The organism is Massilia sp. 9I, assembly GCF_902506415.1.
In the GTDB taxonomy this organism is placed as follows: domain Bacteria; phylum Pseudomonadota; class Gammaproteobacteria; order Burkholderiales; family Burkholderiaceae_D; genus Telluria.
Genome location: NZ_LR733275.1, coordinates 2,857,654 through 2,874,068 on the forward strand (window position 1 = coordinate 2,857,654; position 16,415 = coordinate 2,874,068).

16 protein-coding genes are annotated in these 16,415 nt (G+C 64.8%); 5 read left to right on the top strand and 11 right to left on the bottom strand.

Features of this window, described 5'->3' with window-relative positions; translation table 11 throughout:
* On the top strand, window positions 1–879 hold the full coding sequence (gene rapZ / locus GV068_RS12800; protein ID WP_159698122.1) for an RNase adapter RapZ: 879 nt from the start codon (window positions 1–3) through the stop codon (window positions 877–879).
* A gap of 140 nt (window positions 880–1,019) precedes the next feature.
* On the opposite strand, the gene GV068_RS12805 is transcribed toward rapZ, so the two are convergent.
* The 8 genes from GV068_RS12805 to GV068_RS12840 all read right to left on the bottom strand — a co-directional run bounded on the left by GV068_RS12805 (window position 1,020) and on the right by GV068_RS12840 (window position 7,698).
* On the bottom strand, window positions 1,020–2,099 hold the full coding sequence (locus tag GV068_RS12805) for an enoyl-CoA hydratase/isomerase family protein (protein WP_159704984.1): 1,080 nt from the start codon (window positions 2,097–2,099) through the stop codon (window positions 1,020–1,022).
* A 144-nt stretch (window positions 2,100–2,243) separates the two neighbouring features.
* A complete protein-coding gene (hpf, locus tag GV068_RS12810; protein ID WP_159698125.1) occupies window positions 2,244–2,597 on the bottom strand; it encodes a ribosome hibernation-promoting factor, HPF/YfiA family in 354 nt (117 codons plus the stop codon).
* A gap of 57 nt (window positions 2,598–2,654) precedes the next feature.
* The gene (locus GV068_RS12815; protein ID WP_159698128.1) at window positions 2,655–4,148 is read right to left on the bottom strand and encodes an RNA polymerase factor sigma-54; all 1,494 of its coding nucleotides are present in this window, start codon (window positions 4,146–4,148) and stop codon (window positions 2,655–2,657) included.
* A gap of 2 nt (window positions 4,149–4,150) precedes the next feature.
* Window positions 4,151–4,927, bottom strand: coding sequence for an LPS export ABC transporter ATP-binding protein (gene lptB, locus GV068_RS12820; RefSeq protein ID WP_159698131.1), 777 nt, complete (start codon window positions 4,925–4,927; stop codon window positions 4,151–4,153).
* Window positions 4,928–4,935: 8 nt separating this feature from the next.
* A complete protein-coding gene (gene lptA / locus GV068_RS12825) occupies window positions 4,936–5,493 on the bottom strand; it encodes a lipopolysaccharide transport periplasmic protein LptA (protein ID WP_159698134.1) in 558 nt (185 codons plus the stop codon).
* Between the two features lie 33 nt (window positions 5,494–5,526).
* Window positions 5,527–6,126: an LPS export ABC transporter periplasmic protein LptC gene (gene lptC / locus GV068_RS12830; protein ID WP_159698137.1), complete on the bottom strand. Its 600-nt coding sequence runs from the start codon at window positions 6,124–6,126 to the stop codon at window positions 5,527–5,529.
* Window positions 6,127–6,145: 19 nt separating this feature from the next.
* Window positions 6,146–6,676: an HAD family hydrolase gene (locus GV068_RS12835; RefSeq protein WP_159698140.1), complete on the bottom strand. Its 531-nt coding sequence runs from the start codon at window positions 6,674–6,676 to the stop codon at window positions 6,146–6,148.
* Window positions 6,676–7,698, bottom strand: a complete 1,023-nt coding sequence (locus GV068_RS12840) for an SIS domain-containing protein (protein ID WP_159698143.1) — start codon at window positions 7,696–7,698, stop codon at window positions 6,676–6,678. Before GV068_RS12840 ends, GV068_RS12835 begins: the two co-directional genes overlap by 1 nt.
* A gap of 88 nt (window positions 7,699–7,786) precedes the next feature.
* Here GV068_RS12840 and GV068_RS12845 point away from each other — a divergent pair, with 88 nt between their 5' ends.
* Window positions 7,787–9,766: a monovalent cation:proton antiporter family protein gene (locus GV068_RS12845; RefSeq protein WP_159698146.1), complete on the top strand. Its 1,980-nt coding sequence runs from the start codon at window positions 7,787–7,789 to the stop codon at window positions 9,764–9,766.
* A 115-nt stretch (window positions 9,767–9,881) separates the two neighbouring features.
* Here the strand turns inward: GV068_RS12845 and GV068_RS12850 are convergent, their stop codons facing one another.
* From GV068_RS12850 to bla, 3 genes are all read right to left on the bottom strand, one after another.
* Window positions 9,882–11,000: a diguanylate cyclase gene (locus GV068_RS12850; RefSeq protein ID WP_159698149.1), complete on the bottom strand. Its 1,119-nt coding sequence runs from the start codon at window positions 10,998–11,000 to the stop codon at window positions 9,882–9,884.
* A gap of 121 nt (window positions 11,001–11,121) precedes the next feature.
* Entirely contained in the window at window positions 11,122–11,967 is an 846-nt protein-coding gene (locus tag GV068_RS12855; protein ID WP_159698152.1) for an MOSC domain-containing protein, read from the bottom strand.
* A gap of 59 nt (window positions 11,968–12,026) precedes the next feature.
* Window positions 12,027–12,941, bottom strand: a complete 915-nt coding sequence (gene bla, locus GV068_RS12860; RefSeq protein ID WP_159698155.1) for a subclass B3 metallo-beta-lactamase — start codon at window positions 12,939–12,941, stop codon at window positions 12,027–12,029.
* A 211-nt stretch (window positions 12,942–13,152) separates the two neighbouring features.
* On the opposite strand from bla, the gene GV068_RS12865 reads away from it, so the two are divergent.
* From GV068_RS12865 to GV068_RS12875, 3 genes are read left to right on the top strand one after another with little or no spacing between them, the layout of a single operon-like run.
* Window positions 13,153–14,445, top strand: a complete 1,293-nt coding sequence (locus GV068_RS12865; RefSeq protein WP_159698158.1) for an FAD-binding oxidoreductase — start codon at window positions 13,153–13,155, stop codon at window positions 14,443–14,445.
* Window positions 14,446–15,198, top strand: a complete 753-nt coding sequence (locus GV068_RS12870) for an SDR family NAD(P)-dependent oxidoreductase (RefSeq protein ID WP_159698161.1) — start codon at window positions 14,446–14,448, stop codon at window positions 15,196–15,198. It abuts the gene before it with no gap.
* A gap of 23 nt (window positions 15,199–15,221) precedes the next feature.
* Window positions 15,222–16,343, top strand: a complete 1,122-nt coding sequence (locus tag GV068_RS12875; RefSeq protein WP_159698164.1) for a hypothetical protein — start codon at window positions 15,222–15,224, stop codon at window positions 16,341–16,343.
* The last annotated feature ends 72 nt before the right edge of the window (window positions 16,344–16,415 follow it).

Sequence of the window (16,415 nt, forward strand, 5' to 3'; positions counted from 1 at the left end):
ATGCACATCGTCCTCATTACCGGTATTTCCGGCTCGGGCAAGTCGGTTGCCCTTAATGTTCTCGAAGACGCAGGCTACTACTGCGTCGACAACCTGCCGCCGGCCCTGCTGCCGGCCCTGGTCTATGCGGTCAGCGAAAAAGGCACCGAGAAGATCGCGGTCGCCGTCGATGCGCGCAGCGCCGAGTCGCTGGTGGAACTGCCGGTGAGCGTGCGCCACCTGAAAGAGGAAGGCCACAACGTCAAGGTGATGTTCCTGACCTCGAGCACGCATTCGCTGGTGGCGCGCTTCTCGGAAACCCGCCGCAGCCATCCGCTCTCGCACGAGCTGCGCCCGGGCGAGAATCCGGCTTCGCGCCGCACCCTGATCGAATGCATCGCCGAAGAACGCGAGCGCCTGTCGGCGATCGAGAACCTGGGCCACGTGATCGACACCTCGGAACTGTCGGCCAACAAGCTGCGCGCCTGGGTCAAGGAACTGGCCGACATCGAGCAGGCCCCGCTGACCCTGTTCTTCGAATCCTTCGCCTTCAAGGTGGGCGTGCCGCTGGACGCCGACTTCGTGTTCGACGTGCGTGCGATCCCGAATCCCTATTACGACCTGGCGCTGCGCCCGCTCACGGGCAAGGATGCGCCGGTGATCGCCTTCCTCGACGCGCAACCGAGCGCCACCGAGATGCTGGAAGATATCCGCGCCTTCGTGGCCAAGTGGCTGCCCTCGTTCAAGACGGACAACCGCTCCTACCTGACGGTGGCGGTGGGCTGTACCGGCGGACAGCACCGCTCGGTGTACATGGCGGAAAGGCTGGGGGCTTACTTCGGGCAGACCGAGCGCGTGATCGTGCGGCACCGCGAACAGCCGAAGCACGCGACGGTTTAAAGAATCGTTAGCTTAAAGCCCGTCGTTCCGGCGAAGGCCGGAACCCAATTTTGCGTGCACTGTCGCTACGCTTGAAGACAGCGCTACGCTACGAACTTGGGTCCCGGCCTACGCCGGGACGACGGTTTTGCAGCTAGTGGTTAAGTGAGGTGCCGCAGCGGGTGCGCATACTCTGGCCACACCGGCTCAAAGAACCTCGCCACCATCTCCGGCGTCACCTCTTCCAGCGTCGCCGGATTCCACTTCGGCTGGTTGTCCTTGTCGATCACCAGCGCGCGCACGCCTTCCAGTACTTCGCCGTGTTCGAAATTGCGGCGCACCAGGTTGCGCTCCATGCGCAGGCAGTCGGCCACGTCCAGCGCGGCGCCGCGCTGCAGGAGTTCGCGCGTCACGCACATCATCAGGGGCGAACGCTGGCGCATCGCCTTCAGGGCCTTTTGCGCAAACGGATTCTCGTCACGCGCCAGCGATTCCATGATCGCGCTCACCGAAGCGGCGCCGAAATGGGCATCGATCACGCCGCGCTGCGCCTGCAGCTCGCTCGGCCCGGCATCGAACTGCGCTGCGAAAGCGCGGATCGCCGCCGGCAGTTCGGCGCCCGGCGTCGACTCGACCAGCGCATTCAATTCGCCTAGATGCTCGCCCGGCACGAACACGTCCGCCAGTCCCACGTAGAGCGCGTCGGCCGCGCCGATGGTCAGGCCGCTCAGGCCCAGGTACTGGCCCAGCTGACCCGGCGCGTGCGACAGGAAGTGGCTGCCGCCGACGTCCGGGAACAGGCCGATGTTCACCTCGGGCATGGCCATCTTGGTACGCTCGGTCACGATGCGCAGGCCGCAGCTTGGTCCACCCTGGGCGATGCCCATGCCGCCGCCCATCACCACCCCGTCCATGATGGCGATGTAGGGCTTCGGGTAGAAGTGGATCAGGTGGTTGAGTGCGTATTCTTCGGTGAAGAAGTCTTCCAGCAGCGCGCTGCCGCCCATCGGGCCGACGTGGCCCATCTCGTGGAAGAAGCGGATGTCGCCGCCGGCGCACAAGGCCTTCTCGCTGCTGCTGGTGATGACCACCGCGTCGATGTCCGCGTCATCCTTCCACTGCAATAGGATGGCGGTCAATGCCCGCACCATGTCGAGCGACAGGGAATTCAGGGCTTTCGGCCGGTCGAGCGTGATGACACCGGTGCGGTTGGCGACGCGGGTCAGGACGTAGTCGGTCATGATGGTGTTCTGTGGTCGAAAAGACATGCATTCTACCGAATGCATGCGTAAATTTGAAAGTATCGAAAAGTAACAGTTGCTGCGTTCCAGAAAGCAAAAAGGGCGCCCCCTCAGACGCCCTTGCTATGTTGCGGTCGCCCGTGCTTACGCGGCGGCGGCTTCTCCGTTGTCCGGAAGGCGCTTGTGCGCCACGTGGTTATGGTCTTGCAGCATGGATTTGTGTTTTAGAACCTGTCTGTCCAGCCTGTCCATCAGCGTGTCGATGGCCGCATAGAGATCCTGCGCAGCGCTGGCCACATGCAAAATCTTGCCCGATACCTGAAGGTTGATCTCGGCTTTCTGCCGTTTTTCTTTTTCGGTGAGGTTATCGATGGCGAGGAACACGTGGGTATCGATCACGTGGTCGAAATGGCGGGTGATGCGCTCGAGCTTATTCTGAACGTATTCACGGATGGCGGGGGTGACTTCGAGATGGTGACCGCTGATTGTGAGGTTCATACACACTCCTTGGGAAGGTGCCCTGCCCGCCCCACAAGGTAGAAGTGGGCAGATGCTTTACAGGGATTTGCGGAGGCTGACGGGCGGAATCTTGAGCGCTTCACGGTACTTGGCAACCGTCCTGCGCGCAATGACCATACCTTGTTCCCCGAGCATCTCCGCGATCTTGCTGTCGGATAATGGGTTCCTAGGGTCTTCTGCTCCTGTCAATTGCGCGATGAGTGCGCGGATCGCCGTCGAGGAAGCTTCTCCCCCCGCTTCGGTGGCGACATGGCTTCCGAAGAAATACTTCAGCTCAAACATGCCGTGCGGGGTCAGCATGTATTTCTGCGTGGTTACACGGGAGATGGTGCTCTCGTGTAGGCCTAGTGTATCAGCTATCTCACGCAAAACAAGAGGGCGCATGGCAACCGCGCCGTGGCTGAAAAAGTTGCGCTGGCGCTCGACAATTGCCTCGGCCACACGCAGGATCGTGTCGAAGCGCTGGCGCATATTCTTGATGAGCCACTTGGCTTCCTGCAGCTGCGCGCCCATCTGGCTTTCGCTCTTGCCCTGCTTGAGCAGGTTGGCGTACAGGCTGTTGACGCGCAGCTTCGGCATCACGTCCGGGTTCAGCGAGACCGCCCAGCCGTTCTTGGCGCGGCGCACGATCACGTCCGGCACCACGTAATCGGATACGTTCGAGGCGAAGGCAGAACCGGGGTGCGGATTGCACTGGCGCACCACGGCCTGCACTTCGCGCAGGTCTTCGTCGTCGCAGTCGAGCGCCTTCTTCAGCTTGGTATACTCGCGCTGGGCGAACCAGCTCAGGTACCCTTCGACAATCTTCAAAGCGAGGCGGCGCGTCACCAGCGGCACGCCCGGCATGCGCCGGATCTGCAGCGCCAGGCATTCGGCCGCGCTGCGCGCGCCGACGCCGACCGGATCAAGGCTCTGCACCAGCGCCAGCGCGCAGCGCAGCTCGTCGATCTCGATCTCGAGTTCTTCCGGCAGCCGCGCATGGATCTCGTCGAGCGGCTCTTCCAGGTAACCGTTGTCGTCGAGGGCATCGATCACCAGCTCGGCCAGGGCGCGGTCGCGCGCGCTGCAGCCGCTCAGGCGGATCTGTTCGGCCAGGTGTTCACGCAAGGTAATGCTGTCGGCTTCCAGCTGCGGGCGGCCGTCCTCGTCGTCGCCGCTGCGGGCGCCACCGCCTTCGCCGCCCCAGTCGCTGTCGGCTTCGCCGCGTTCGCTATCGCCGCCGCCGGCGTCGTCAAAACCTTCGCCTTCCGGCTTCGCAGCTTCCTGCGGCTCCTGGCCCGGGGCCGGGGCCGGCGCTTCGCCGTTGGCAGGCGCGCTCGCAGTTGCGTTATTAATTGCGCCGTCGGCAAGCAAGCGCACCGAGCGGTCCAGCGGATCGTCGAGCCGCTCCAGCAGCGGGTTGTCACTCAGGATCTGCTCGATCTCCTGGTGCAGTTCGAGCGTCGACAGCTGCAGCAGCCGGATCGACTGCTGCAGTTGCGGTGTGAGCGCCAGGTGCTGCGATGTGCGTAGCTGGAGAGACTGTTTCATCGTCACATGCGGAAGTGCTCGCCCAGATAAACGCGGCGCACGGATTCGTTGGCGATGATGTCGTCGGGGCGGCCCGATGCCAGCACGGCGCCCTGGTTGATGATGTAGGCGCGGTCGCAGATGCCGAGGGTCTCGCGCACGTTGTGATCGGTGATCAGGACACCGATGTTGCGCTCCTTCAGGAAGCGCACGATACGCTGGATCTCGATCACCGCGATCGGGTCGACGCCGGCGAAGGGTTCGTCGAGCAGCACGAAGCGCGGATTGGTCGCCAGCGCGCGCGCGATCTCCACGCGGCGCCGTTCACCGCCCGACAGCGACAGCGCCGGGTTTTCGCGCAGCTTCTCGATCTGCAGTTCGGCCAGCAGGGTGTCGAGGCGCTCGTTGATCTGGTCCTTCGCCAAGGCCTTGCCGTCCTCGTTGCGCTGCAGTTCCAGCACGGCGCGGATGTTCTCTTCCACCGTCAGCTTGCGGAACACCGAGGCTTCCTGCGGCAGGTAGGACAGGCCCATCACCGCGCGCCGGTGGATCGGCAGGCTCGAGATGTCGTTGCCGTTGATGTCGATGCTGCCGGCATCCGACGGCACCAGGCCGACGATCATGTAGAAGGAGGTGGTCTTGCCGGCGCCGTTCGGGCCCAGCAGGCCGACCACTTCGCCGCATTCCACCTGCAGCGAGACGTCGCGCACCACCAGGCGCTTGCCGTAGCTCTTCTGCAGGCCCTTGACGATCAGGGTGCTGCAGCCTTCGCGCGCCAGGGTCGACGTGCTTGCGCTCATTGCTGCCGTCATTGCTTGGCGCCCTCGCTGGCTGGCGCGGTGCGCTTCGGCGCCAGGATCAGGGTGCCGCGCCCGCCCCCCACCTTGCTGGCGCCGCTGGCGTCGTTGCGCACGGTCGCCACTTCGCGGCGGTTGTCGTAGGAGATGAACGGACCCTGGATCTCGTTGGTCATGCGGCCGCCTTCCAGCTCGCGCACTTCGGCGTTCGAGAACAGCTTCACCAGTTCGGCGCGCTCGTCGTATTCGATGCGCTGGGCCTGGCCCTCGACCCACAGGTCGGGACCGCCGTCGCGCTTCTGGCGGAAGGTGGCGATCTTGCCGTTGTTGGCGGTGAGGGTCACGCTCATATAGCCTTCCGGCGTTTCCTTGACCAGGGCGCGGTCGGATTTCAGCACCAGCGTGCCGCGCGTGAGCACGACGTTGCCGGTCAGGATGCGGGTTTGCGTGACTTCGTCGACGTCGAGGGTGTCGAAGTTGATCACGGCCTGCTTGAGCGAATCGGCGCGCTCGGCCGAGGCGCCGAAGGCGGCCAGGCTGAGGAATGCGGCTGCGAGGAGTTTTTTCATGTTCTTGCTTTGTCCTTGTTGGCGCGCCGGCATTTACCGTTGCGCGCGTGGCGGATAGACGATCTGGCCGCGGCTGGCGAGGTGCAGCTTCTGGGTCGCATTGTTGGCCACCATGCCGGTACCGACCACGGTGGAGGCGCCGAGCTTGATATCGACCGGCTGCGCGGTCTTGAGGATTTCCTCGTCGGGCAGCACGGTCAGGGCCTCGGTGCGTACGTGGAGCAGCTCGCTGGTGGGCGTGGCCGGACGCTGGATGTCGACCTTGCCGAGCAGCTCGACGCGGTGTTCCTCATGGTAGATCTGGGCGCGCTTGGCGACGATGGTCATGCGCGGGCGGCCCGGGGTCACGCCTTCCATGACCGGCGCCTCGACCTGGGACACGTCGCCCTGCGGCGTGTGCGCCAGGCGCTTGCCCGACACCACGTAGCTCGGCTTGCCCTGCTCGGTCATGCGCACGAAGGAGAAGTTCTCGACAATGTAGTCGGGTTCGTCCATCGGGCCGCCGAGGCGCGCGTCGCCGTCCTGGCGCTCGAGCACCTGCACCAGCCAGAAGCTGCCGACGGCGCAGAAGGTCGCGATCATCATGATCGCCAGGAGCTTCCAGCGGTGGGCGGTGCGCTTGTAGGTAACCATGGTCCTTGCCTGCCTCGCTTTACGCGAAATACGGCGCCAGCGCCTGTTCGTAGGTGCCCTGGGCGCGCATCACGAGGTCGCAGACCTCGCGCACGGCGCCGCGGCCGCCCGCATTTTTGGTGACGTAATGCGCGCGGTGCTGCACTTCCGGGTGGCCCGAGGGCACGGTCACGGCGAAGCCGACGCGGGTGAACAGCGGCAGGTCGATCACGTCGTCGCCGATATAGCCGCATTCTTCCGGCGTGACGCCGGTGGCGGCCAGCAGCTCGCCAAAGCCGACGCGCTTGTCGTGGATGCCCTGGTAGACGTGCGAGATGCCCAGGTCGCTTGCCCTCTTGACCACGATCGGCGACTTGCGTGCGCTGATGATGGCGGTCTGCACGCCAGTCTTGTTCAGCAGCTGGATGCCGAGGCCGTCCAGCACATTGAAGGTCTTGGTGACCTCCCCTTCCGGACCATAGGTCAGGCTGCCGTCGGTGAGCACGCCGTCGACGTCGAAGATCATCACTTTCACGCGCGCCGCGCGCTGCATGTATTCAGCCGGCGTCATCAGATCACCTTGGCGCGGGTCAGGTCGTGGATGTGGAGCGCGCCCACCAGGCGGTCGTCACCGTCGACGACCAGCATCTGGTTGATGCGGAATTCTTCCATCACGGCGACGGCATCCACCGCCAGCTGCTCCGGATGGACGCGGCGCGGGTTGGCGTGCATCACGTCGCGGATGCTGATGTTCGAGAAGTCGGTCACGCGCTCGATCAGGCGGCGCAGGTCGCCGTCGGTGAACACGCCGACCGGGCGGCGCTCGTCGTCGACGACGGCGGTCATGCCCATGCCCTTCTGGCTGATTTCCAGCAGCGCGCGCGTCAGCGGGGTATCCGGCGACACCGCGGGGATGGCCTCGCCGCTGCGCATCACGTCGCGCACGTGGGTCAGCAAACGGCGGCCGAGGGCGCCGCCCGGGTGCGACATGGCGAAGTCTTCCTCGCGGAAGCCGCGCGCATCGAGCAGCGCAACCGCCAGGGCGTCGCCCATGGCCAGGGTCACGGTGGTGCTGGTGGTCGGCGCGAGGTTGAGCGTGCAGGCTTCCTTGGCCACCGAGATATCCAGGTGGATTTCGGACAGCTTGGCCAGGCGCGAATGCGGCTTGCCGGTCATCGAGATGACCGGGGTGCCCATGCGCTTGATGGCCGGCAGGATTTCCAGCAGCTCCGACGATTCGCCAGAGTTCGAGATGGCGATGAAGACGTCGTGCGAGGTCACCATGCCCAGGTCGCCATGGGCGGCTTCGCCCGGGTGCACGAACATGGCCGGGGTGCCGGTCGAGGCCAGGGTGGCGGCGATCTTGCGGCCGATGTGGCCGGATTTGCCCATGCCCGACACCACCACGCGGCCGGTGCAGCCGTACAGCAGCTGGACGGCGCGCACGAAATTGTCGTCGTCGCCCAGTCGCGCGTGCAGGGCGCGAATGGCGTCGGCTTCGATGGCCAGGGTCTCGCGACCGAGCTCGAGGACGCGTCTTGCCTGGTCGGCATCAAAACTTTTCAGCATTATTTTTTCATCGGTTACACTCATGTGGACAGTATAAACGAATTGGGTAAGCAAAAAACTTGCCAGTGGTAACAAACAAATACAATGACAACGGAAAGACGACCTGGGGACGATGCATTCCGGCCTTGAACTGACCCTCCTCCTGCTGGGCTCCGCCGTACTGGGCGTGGTCGCTTTTCGCATGCTGCACCTGCCGCCGATGCTCGGCTATCTGGCGGTGGGCGTATTGATCGGCCCCCATGCGCTGGCGCTTGCAGACGATAGCGAGTCCACGCATGCGCTGGCCGAATTCGGCGTCGTCTTCCTGATGTTCTCCATCGGCCTGGAATTCTCCCTGGCCCAGCTCAAGTCGATGCGGCGCATCGTATTCGGGCTCGGCCTGGCGCAAGTCGTCTTGACGATCGCGGCGGCGATGGGTTTCGGCCTGTTCATTTCCTGGTGGGCGCCCACGATGCAGGTCAGCTGGCAGGGCGCCTTTGCGCTGGGCGGCGCGCTGGCCATGTCTTCCACTGCGATCGTGGTCAAGATGCTGACCGAGCGCCTCGAGCTCGAAAGCGAGCACGGACGCCGCATCATCGGCATCCTGCTGTTCCAGGATCTGGCCGTGGTCCCGCTCCTGATCATGATCCCCTCGCTGGCGCGCCCGGCCGAGGAACTGGCGATCACGCTCGGCTGGGCGGCGGTCAAGGCGGCCGCAGTGCTGGCCCTGCTGCTGTTCTTCGGCCAGAAGCTGATGCGCAACTGGTTCACCATCGTCGCCAAGCGCCGCTCGCAGGAGCTGTTCATGCTCAACCTGCTCCTGGTGACGCTCGGCCTGGCCTGGATCACCGAGCAGGCCGGCCTGTCGCTGGCGCTGGGGGCTTTTGTTGCCGGCATGCTGATCTCCGAGACCCAGTACAAGCACCAGGTGGAAGAAGACATCAAGCCCTTCCGCGACGTGCTGCTTGGGCTGTTCTTCATCACGGTGGGCATGCTGCTCAACCTCGAGCTGGTGCTGCAGCACTGGTGGGTGGTGCTGGCGCTGGTGATCTTCCCGGTGCTGCTCAAGTTCGCGATCATCGCGGCGCTGGCCAAGGCCTTCGGCTCCTCCGACGGCGTGGCCATGCGCACCGGCCTGGCGCTGGCCCAGGCGGGCGAATTCGGCTTCGTGCTGCTGAATCTCGCCATGGGCTCGAAGCTGATCGATCCGTTCCTGCTTCAGCTGGTGCTGGCCTCGATGGTGCTGTCGATGCTGGTCGCGCCTTTCGTGATCGAGAACATGGACCGGGTCGTCATGAAGCTGGCGTCCAACGAGTGGATGATGCAGTCGCTGCAGCTGACCCAGCTCGCCAGCCGCACCATGAAGACCCAGAAGCACGTGATCATCGCCGGCTTCGGGCGCAGCGGCCAGAGCCTGGCGACCCTGCTGACCGAGGAAAAGCTGCCCTGGTACGCGCTCGACCTGGACCCGGAACGGGTGCAGGAAGCCCAACGCGCCGGCGCCAACGTGTCCTACGGCGACGCGGCGCGGCGCGAAAGCCTGATCGCGGCCGGTATCAACCGCGCCAGCGCGCTGGTGATCACGTTTGCCGACACTAGGTTGGCGCTGAAGGTGCTGCACCTGGTGCATGAGCTGGCGCCGAACCTGGCCGTGATCGTGCGCAGCCACGACGACAGCGATCTCGATGTACTGAAGAAGGCCGGCGCTACCGAAGTGGTGCCGGAAGCGCTGGAGAGCAGTTTGATGCTGGCCTCGCACGCGCTGGTGACCATGGGCGTGCCGCTGCGCCGCGTGGTGCACCGGGTGCAGGTGGCGCGCGACGAACGCTACGCTTCTCTACGCGGCTACTTCCACGGCGCCAGCGACGTCAGCGACGACCTGGAACACACCTATGTGCGGCTGCACTCGGTGACGCTGCACAGCGGCGCGGTGGGGATCGGCAAGCGGATCGGCGAGCTGGCGCTGGAGGAAGTGGGGGCAGAAGTGACCACGCTGCGACGCAATGGGCAGAGTTTGCACTTCGATCCGGAGACGGTGCTGCTGGCGGGGGATGTGCTGGTGCTGCGGGGTGAGGGTGAAGCCGTCAGCCGCGCTGAGAGCCGTTTACTTTGATTCGATGATTATCGTAGGGTGGGCAGGTTTCCTGCCCACGCGATGATAGTTAGAGATCGATATTTCGTGGTCGTGCCGGCGGGCGTTGAACGCGTGGGCGGGAAACCCGCCCACCCTACGAAACCGATACGACCCTGTTTCGGCCGTTGGCCTTGGCCTGATACAAGGCCGTATCGGCCTGCGCCACCAAGTCTTGCGCCACGCCCTCGATCGCGTGGTCGCGCTCGAAGTCGTCGAGCGTCGCCACGCCGATCGACACCGTCACGTCCACCCGCTCGCCCGAACCCAGTTCCACCGGGTTGAGGGCGACGCTGGCGCGGATGCGCTGCGCCACCATGCTGGCGCTTTCCAGGTCGGCGTCGATCAAGAGCACCACGAACTCCTCGCCGCCGAAGCGCGCCAGCGCGTCCGAGATGCGCAGTTCGGCCTTGATGCGCTGGGCCACCTCGCGCAGCACCTCGTCGCCGCCGGCGTGGCCGACGGTGTCGTTGACCTGCTTGAAGTGGTCGATGTCGATGTACATGCAGGAGATGCGGTAGCCCTGGCGGCGCGCCCGCGCGATCTCTTCCACCAGGCGGCGGTCGATGTAGCGGCGGTTGTAGACGCCGGTGAGCGAATCGGTCAGGCCGATGAACTTCAGCATTTCGTTACTGATGACGTTCTCGAGGCAGATCGCGACGATCGAGCCCATGTGCTCGATGAAGTCGGTGCCCAGGGCCGGGGTGAAGCGGTTGGGGTCGGAGCTGCCCATGTTCAGGCTGCCGATCAGGCGGGTATTGCGCAGCAGCGGCACCAGGGCCACGCTCTGCAGACCAGAGGGCGGATGCGGGAACATGGCGCCATGGCGCGACGGTGCATACGGGCCCAGCACCGGGCGCGGACGGCGTCCGTCGCCAGTCTTGAACCCGAGTTCTTCCGCCTGCTCGCAGAACAGCAGGTTCGGCAGCTGTTCATAATCCACGCCCAGCTTGTGCATGACGGTGTAGATATCCGCTTCCGGGTCGACCAGCGACAGGGTCACGGTGTCCAGCTCGGAGATGATGGGCAGGGTGCCGAAGATGGTCGAGACCAGTTCCTGGAACGAGCTCGCGCCGACGATCTGCAGGTCGAAGGCCTGGTGGCGCGTCATGATGGAATGGTTGCGCTCGGCCTGCTCGAGCAGGTACGCCATGCGGGAACGCAAGGTCTCGTTCTCCAGCATTAACTCTCGCGTCAGCGCATCCGGCTCGTGCATTGAAAATTCCTTTCAGCAATAACCGTAACATTACGCCATCTTTCCGCCCTTGGAAACGAAAAATCGCCCTTGGAGGGCGATTTCGCGACACCTGTGCTGCAATGCCACATGCATATGGCCCTCAAAAGGCGATGCGGACGTCCAGTTCCTGGCCAACGCACAGGCTGCCGCCCTCGCCCGCCGTGACGATGGCGTTCATGCCCATGCACACCGCGCCTTCCATGCGCGGGTTAGCGCGGTAGGTTTGCAGAACGTCGAGCGGGTCCGGGCCCGGGATGCCGGTGGCCTGGTCGATGGCCGGTATCGGGCAGCGCGCGCAGGGCTTGACCGGCCGCAGCGCCAGGCCGTCGGCGTCGAACGATTCCACGTAATCTTCCTCGAAAGCCTCGAGGCCGGCAACCACCAGATTGGGACGGAAGCGGTTCATCGGCAGCGGCGCGCGGCCGGCTGCCGCCAGGCGGTTATTCAGGTCATCGAGCGAAGCCTGGCCGATGACCAGGATCGGGTAGCCGTCGGCGAAGCGGGTTTCGGCAGCCCGGCCGCCGGTCCACTTGGTGCTGGTGGGTCGGTGCACGTCGGGGCGGAAGCGCACCAGGCGGCAAGCGCCGCCAATCGCATCGCCGAACCAGGCGGCCGCGGCGTCGCCGCAGTCGGCGGCCTCCACGCTGTGGTCCCAGATCTGGACCGTCATGCCGGCGGCAAGCTCGTCGTGCGCCAGCGGCAGGCGCAGGGGCGGCATGCCGGGGGCGCTCACTTCGACGGCATCGCCATCGATGCGCGGGACAACGAGCGCCATGCGCGGGTACTCGCGCTGGGTAAGGAACTGCCCCTCGCGGGTGACCAGCATCCACTCGCGGTCATGCATGCCGAAGGCAGCCAGGCCCGAGACGAGGAACTGCGCCTGCTGCACGGCGATGCCGGCGCAGGACTTGATCGGGTAGAGAACGAGTTCGGTAACGGTCGCCATGCTGTCGGAGCCTGTCAGAACGAAGGGCGACAGTATGGCAGCATTCCCTGCCCTTGTCCTCAGCCCCCGGGGACCTTCGCCTTTTCCTCGCGTTCGCGCTGCAGGCGCGCGTCGAAGTTCTTGCCGGCGTGCGCCGCCAGCTTGCGGCAGCCTTCCGGATCGATGAAGGGGTTCGATTGCGCAGTCCTGGCCGCAGCCTTCTTGAAGGCGTCGGTGGCGGACGGGTGGGCGGCAATCACGATGTCGCATTTCAGGCCGGCGACCGTGTCGATGGTCTTGCGAAAGCTCGCCGAGCGGTCCGGATAATTGGCGCCGCCGGTGTAATAGAAGCCGTCGGTGGAGATCGCGGTGAGGCTGTCGGCGTAGACCATGTCCAGGCAGCGGCCAGCTTCGCAGGACTGCCAGGTCCAGGTGGTGCCGCCGGGCGTGTGGCCGGGGGTGTAGTGCACGGTGAAGCGCAGCGGGCCGACCGCCAGGGTTTCGCCGTCGGCGACTTCCTTTACCTGCGCGACTTTCGGCACGTAGAAAGTCTCCTTCGGGTCGTACTGCGGATCGTCGGCGCCTGGCGTGCCGTCGCGCAGCACCTGGGCGCCGTGCGGGCTGTGGGCAACCGTGGCGCCGCTCGCCTTCTGCAGCGCGGCGATGCCGCCGGCGTGGTCGAAGTGGGCGTGCGAATTCAGGATCAGCTTCACGTCCTTCATCTTGAAGCCGAGCGCTTCGATGTTCTTCTGGATGAGGGGCGCCGACTGCGGCAGCGCGCCATCGAGCAGCACGTGGCCCTGGGGACCGGTCACCAGGATGGCGGACAGGCCGGCGGTGCCGACGTAATACGCATTGCCGTAGATATTGAAGGGCTTGGCGGGCTGGTTCCACTCCTCGCAGGAAGTGCATTTGATCGCGTCCTGGGCGCTGGCCATCTGGGCCAGGCTTGCGAGCGCCAGCCCGAAGGCCAGGGTGTAAATGCCTTGCTTCATCGGTCGTCCCCTGTTTTATTTCTGGAAAGTGAACAGCAGTGTCGCCAGAAAGTCCGTGCAGTGCAAGAAGGATTGACGGCGATTTGCGCGAAAAAGCGAAGCATTGGCGCACATCCTGTATCATCCACCGTCCAGTAATCAGGAATGCTGAATGAACAACAAGATTGCCGCCGCAAGCCGCCAGGGCATCCGTCGTCCGCAAGGGTGACGCATGCGGCCGGTCTATTCCTGGGGGCGTCTTAACGCCTCACCGCACCACGTCATCAGCCTCACCGACCCAACCCGGGCCGCGCGCCAGCTCGCATCCGGGCTGCCGGGGGCGGCCTTCGGCATGGGCCGTAGCTATGGCGACGTCTGCCTCAATCCCGACGGCGTACTCTGGCTCACGGCCGGACTCGATCACCTGATCGCCTTCGACGACCAGACCGGGCGCCTGGTGTGCGAAGCGGGCGTGCTGCTGCGCGACATCCAGCGCCTCGCCATCCCGCGCGGCTGGATGCTGCCAGTCACCCCGGGCACCCAGCTGATCACCGTCGGCGGCGCCATCGCCAACGACGTGCACGGCAAGAACCACCACGTCTACGGCACCTTCGGCGAGCATGTCCGCCGCCTCACCCTGCTGCGCACCGACGGTGAAACCATCGAATGCGGCCCGCTTGAAAAGCCGGACTGGTTCGCCGCGACCGTCGGTGGCCTGGGCCTGACGGGCCTGATCACGCAGGTCGAGATCCAGCTGCGCCGCGCCGATGGTCCCTGGCTGGACACCGAGACGATTCCCTTCGCCGGCCTGGAGGCCTTCTGCAGCATCGACGATGTCTCCGAAGCAAACTGGGAGCACACGGTATCCTGGATCGATTCGACATCAAGCAAGCAGCGCGGCCTGTTCATGCGCGGCAACCCGGCGAAGGGCGGCGAGCACCTGGCGCCCAGCCGCCAGCGCGCCGTGCCCATGGCCTTGCCGGTGTCCCTGCTGCATCCGCGATTGATGGGTCCGGTCAACCTGCTGTATTACCACCTCAAGAAGCGGCGCACGGGGAGCGTGCGGGAGCATTACGAGAGCTTCTTCTATCCGCTGGATAACCTGCTGGACTGGAATTACCTGTACGGCCCCAAGGGCTTCTTCCAGTACCAGAACGTGGTGCCGCGCGCGGGCGGCCTGGATGCGGTGCGCGCCATGCTGCAGGAAATCACGCGCAGCGGCGAAGCCTCGTCGCTGGCGGTCTTGAAAACCTTCGGCAACCGTCCTTCGGTCGGGATGTTGAGCTTCCCCCAGCCCGGTTTTACGCTCGCCCTCGACTTCCCGAACCGCGAAGCACGCACCCACCGCCTGCTCGACCGCCTGGACGCCATCGTGCGCGAAGCCGGCGGGCGCATCTATCCCGCCAAGGATGCGCGCATGCCGCGCGCGCTGTTCGAGGCCGGCTACCCGCGCCTGCAAGAATTCCTGAAGTACCGTGATCCGGGCATCAGCACCGGACTGTCCCGCCGCCTGATGGGCTCCTGAATGAACAATAAAAAACGCATCGTGGTGATTGGCGCCACCTCGGCCATCGCCGAACACTGCGCCAGGCTGTGGCTACGCGACGGCAGCGTCGACCTGACCCTGGTCGGGCGCGACCTGCAGCGTATCGACCGGGTCGCGACCGACCTGCGGGTGCGCAGCCCGCAATCCGAGATCCGCACCGTGCAGGCCGGCTTCCTCGATCCCGCGGAAGTCGCGGCGGCCGTGGACGGCATCGTGCAGGCCGGTCCGGTCGATATCGTGCTGATCGCGCACGGTTCGCTGCCCGACCAGGCGCAATGCCAGGATGCGCTGGCAGCCTGCGCCGAAGCCCTCGAGGTTAACGGCCTGTCGCCGGTGCTGTACGCCGAAGCCTTCGCGAAACACATGGCGCAGGCAAACCACGGCGCCATCGCCCTGATCGGCTCGGTGGCAGGCGACCGTGGCCGCAAATCGAACTACGTTTATGGCGCCGCTAAGGGCCTGGTGACGCGCTATGCCCAAGGCTTGCAGCACCGCTTCGCCGGCAGCGGTGTAAAGATCGTGCTGGTCAAGCCGGGGCCGACCGATACCCCGATGACGGCCCACCTGAAGAGCCAGGGCGCGAAGCTGGCGCCGGTGGAAGGCGTGGCGCGCCAGATCGTCGACGGCATCGCGGCCGGCAAGCCCGTGATTTATGCACCGGGTAAATGGTGGCTGATCATGATGATCATCCGCCACCTGCCGGCCTTCGTCTTCAACAAGATGAATATCTGACGCGCGATCGGGGACCTGACACAGTGAACGCAGTAAGCAAACTAGAACAATTTATTTTCGAAGCGAAGGCCTGGAAGCTGCTGCTGGTCCTGGGCCTGCTGACCCTGTTCAAGACGGGGATCTGGTACATCCCGATCATGCACGCCTCGCTGGCGATCGCGCAGAATCCTTTTGTGAACCCGTTCGCGGCGGACCCGAACGCGCACTATGTGTTCTGGAGCTGGTTGGGGCCCTACCTCGCCTGGCTGGTCGGGGCGACCGGCAAGCTGTCCTTCTTCCTGTTCCACCTGGTGTTTTCGTTCGCCTTCACGCTGCTGTTCGTGAAGATCGCCTTCGACAACCTGCCGCAGGAACTGGCGCGCAAGTCGGTGATCCTGTTCAGCGTGCTGCCGGTATCGGCCACCGCCTACTTCTGGGTCTGCTACGACTCGATCACGCTGTTCCTGATCATGCTGGCGCTGGCCTTCCCGCAGCGCCTCCTGATTGCCTCCATCGTCGGCGTGCTGGTGGGAATGCAGCATTTCGAGCAGGGCTTCTTTGGCGCGGGCGGCCTGCTGTTTGCCCTCCTCCTCAGCCAGCGCCAGGGCTACTTCCTGCGCTATTCGTGGAAGTTCGCCCTGGCGCTGCTGATCGGGATCATCGTCGGCAAGCTGGTCCTGGTCGGCATCTTCCGGCACTACGAAGTGCAGGTGAACTCGGGACGCATGCACTGGCTGCGCGACCACCTGGGCTTCCTGTTCAACCTGTTCATCTACCACGTCCACGGCATCTTCTGGTCGGTGCTAGGCCTGGGGTGGGCGGTGGCGCTGCGCTTCACGGATTGGGGACGCAAGTCGATCCCGTTCTTCCTCACGCTGGCAGGGCTGTGCCTGCTGCTGCCAATCTCGGGCGACCAGACCCGGGTGCTGGCGATCGTCAGCTTCCCGCTGATCACGGCCTATTGGCTGCTGAACCAGGACTTCCTGGGCAAGGTGGGGCGGCATGAGACTGCTTGGCTGTTCATCATCTGGGCGATGATGCCCTGGAGCTGGGTATGGGACGGCGAGCCGAAGTGGTCGGCCTTTCCGTATGACGTGGCCTTCGTCCTGCATCACCTGTTTGGGTGGTTCGAGATTCCCGCAGACCCGAGCCGCTGGCCGTTCTGAAACGCAGGGACGTAAAAAAACCGGATTCACGTCGATCGTGAATCCGGTTTTGGTTTTTGGTCGACGCAACTT

Coding starts and splice junctions, on each gene's coding strand:
- rapZ (WP_159698122.1), top strand. CDS start 1: ATGCACATCGTCCTCATTACCGGTATTTCCGGCTCGGGCAAGTCGGTT.
- GV068_RS12805 (WP_159704984.1), bottom strand. CDS start 2,099: ATGACCGACTACGTCCTGACCCGCGTCGCCAACCGCACCGGTGTCATC.
- hpf (WP_159698125.1), bottom strand. CDS start 2,597: ATGAACCTCACAATCAGCGGTCACCATCTCGAAGTCACCCCCGCCATC.
- GV068_RS12815 (WP_159698128.1), bottom strand. CDS start 4,148: ATGAAACAGTCTCTCCAGCTACGCACATCGCAGCACCTGGCGCTCACA.
- lptB (WP_159698131.1), bottom strand. CDS start 4,927: ATGAGCGCAAGCACGTCGACCCTGGCGCGCGAAGGCTGCAGCACCCTG.
- lptA (WP_159698134.1), bottom strand. CDS start 5,493: ATGAAAAAACTCCTCGCAGCCGCATTCCTCAGCCTGGCCGCCTTCGGC.
- lptC (WP_159698137.1), bottom strand. CDS start 6,126: ATGGTTACCTACAAGCGCACCGCCCACCGCTGGAAGCTCCTGGCGATC.
- GV068_RS12835 (WP_159698140.1), bottom strand. CDS start 6,676: ATGACGCCGGCTGAATACATGCAGCGCGCGGCGCGCGTGAAAGTGATG.
- GV068_RS12840 (WP_159698143.1), bottom strand. CDS start 7,698: ATGAGTGTAACCGATGAAAAAATAATGCTGAAAAGTTTTGATGCCGAC.
- GV068_RS12845 (WP_159698146.1), top strand. CDS start 7,787: ATGCATTCCGGCCTTGAACTGACCCTCCTCCTGCTGGGCTCCGCCGTA.
- GV068_RS12850 (WP_159698149.1), bottom strand. CDS start 11,000: ATGCACGAGCCGGATGCGCTGACGCGAGAGTTAATGCTGGAGAACGAG.
- GV068_RS12855 (WP_159698152.1), bottom strand. CDS start 11,967: ATGGCGACCGTTACCGAACTCGTTCTCTACCCGATCAAGTCCTGCGCC.
- bla (WP_159698155.1), bottom strand. CDS start 12,941: ATGAAGCAAGGCATTTACACCCTGGCCTTCGGGCTGGCGCTCGCAAGC.
- GV068_RS12865 (WP_159698158.1), top strand. CDS start 13,153: ATGCGGCCGGTCTATTCCTGGGGGCGTCTTAACGCCTCACCGCACCAC.
- GV068_RS12870 (WP_159698161.1), top strand. CDS start 14,446: ATGAACAATAAAAAACGCATCGTGGTGATTGGCGCCACCTCGGCCATC.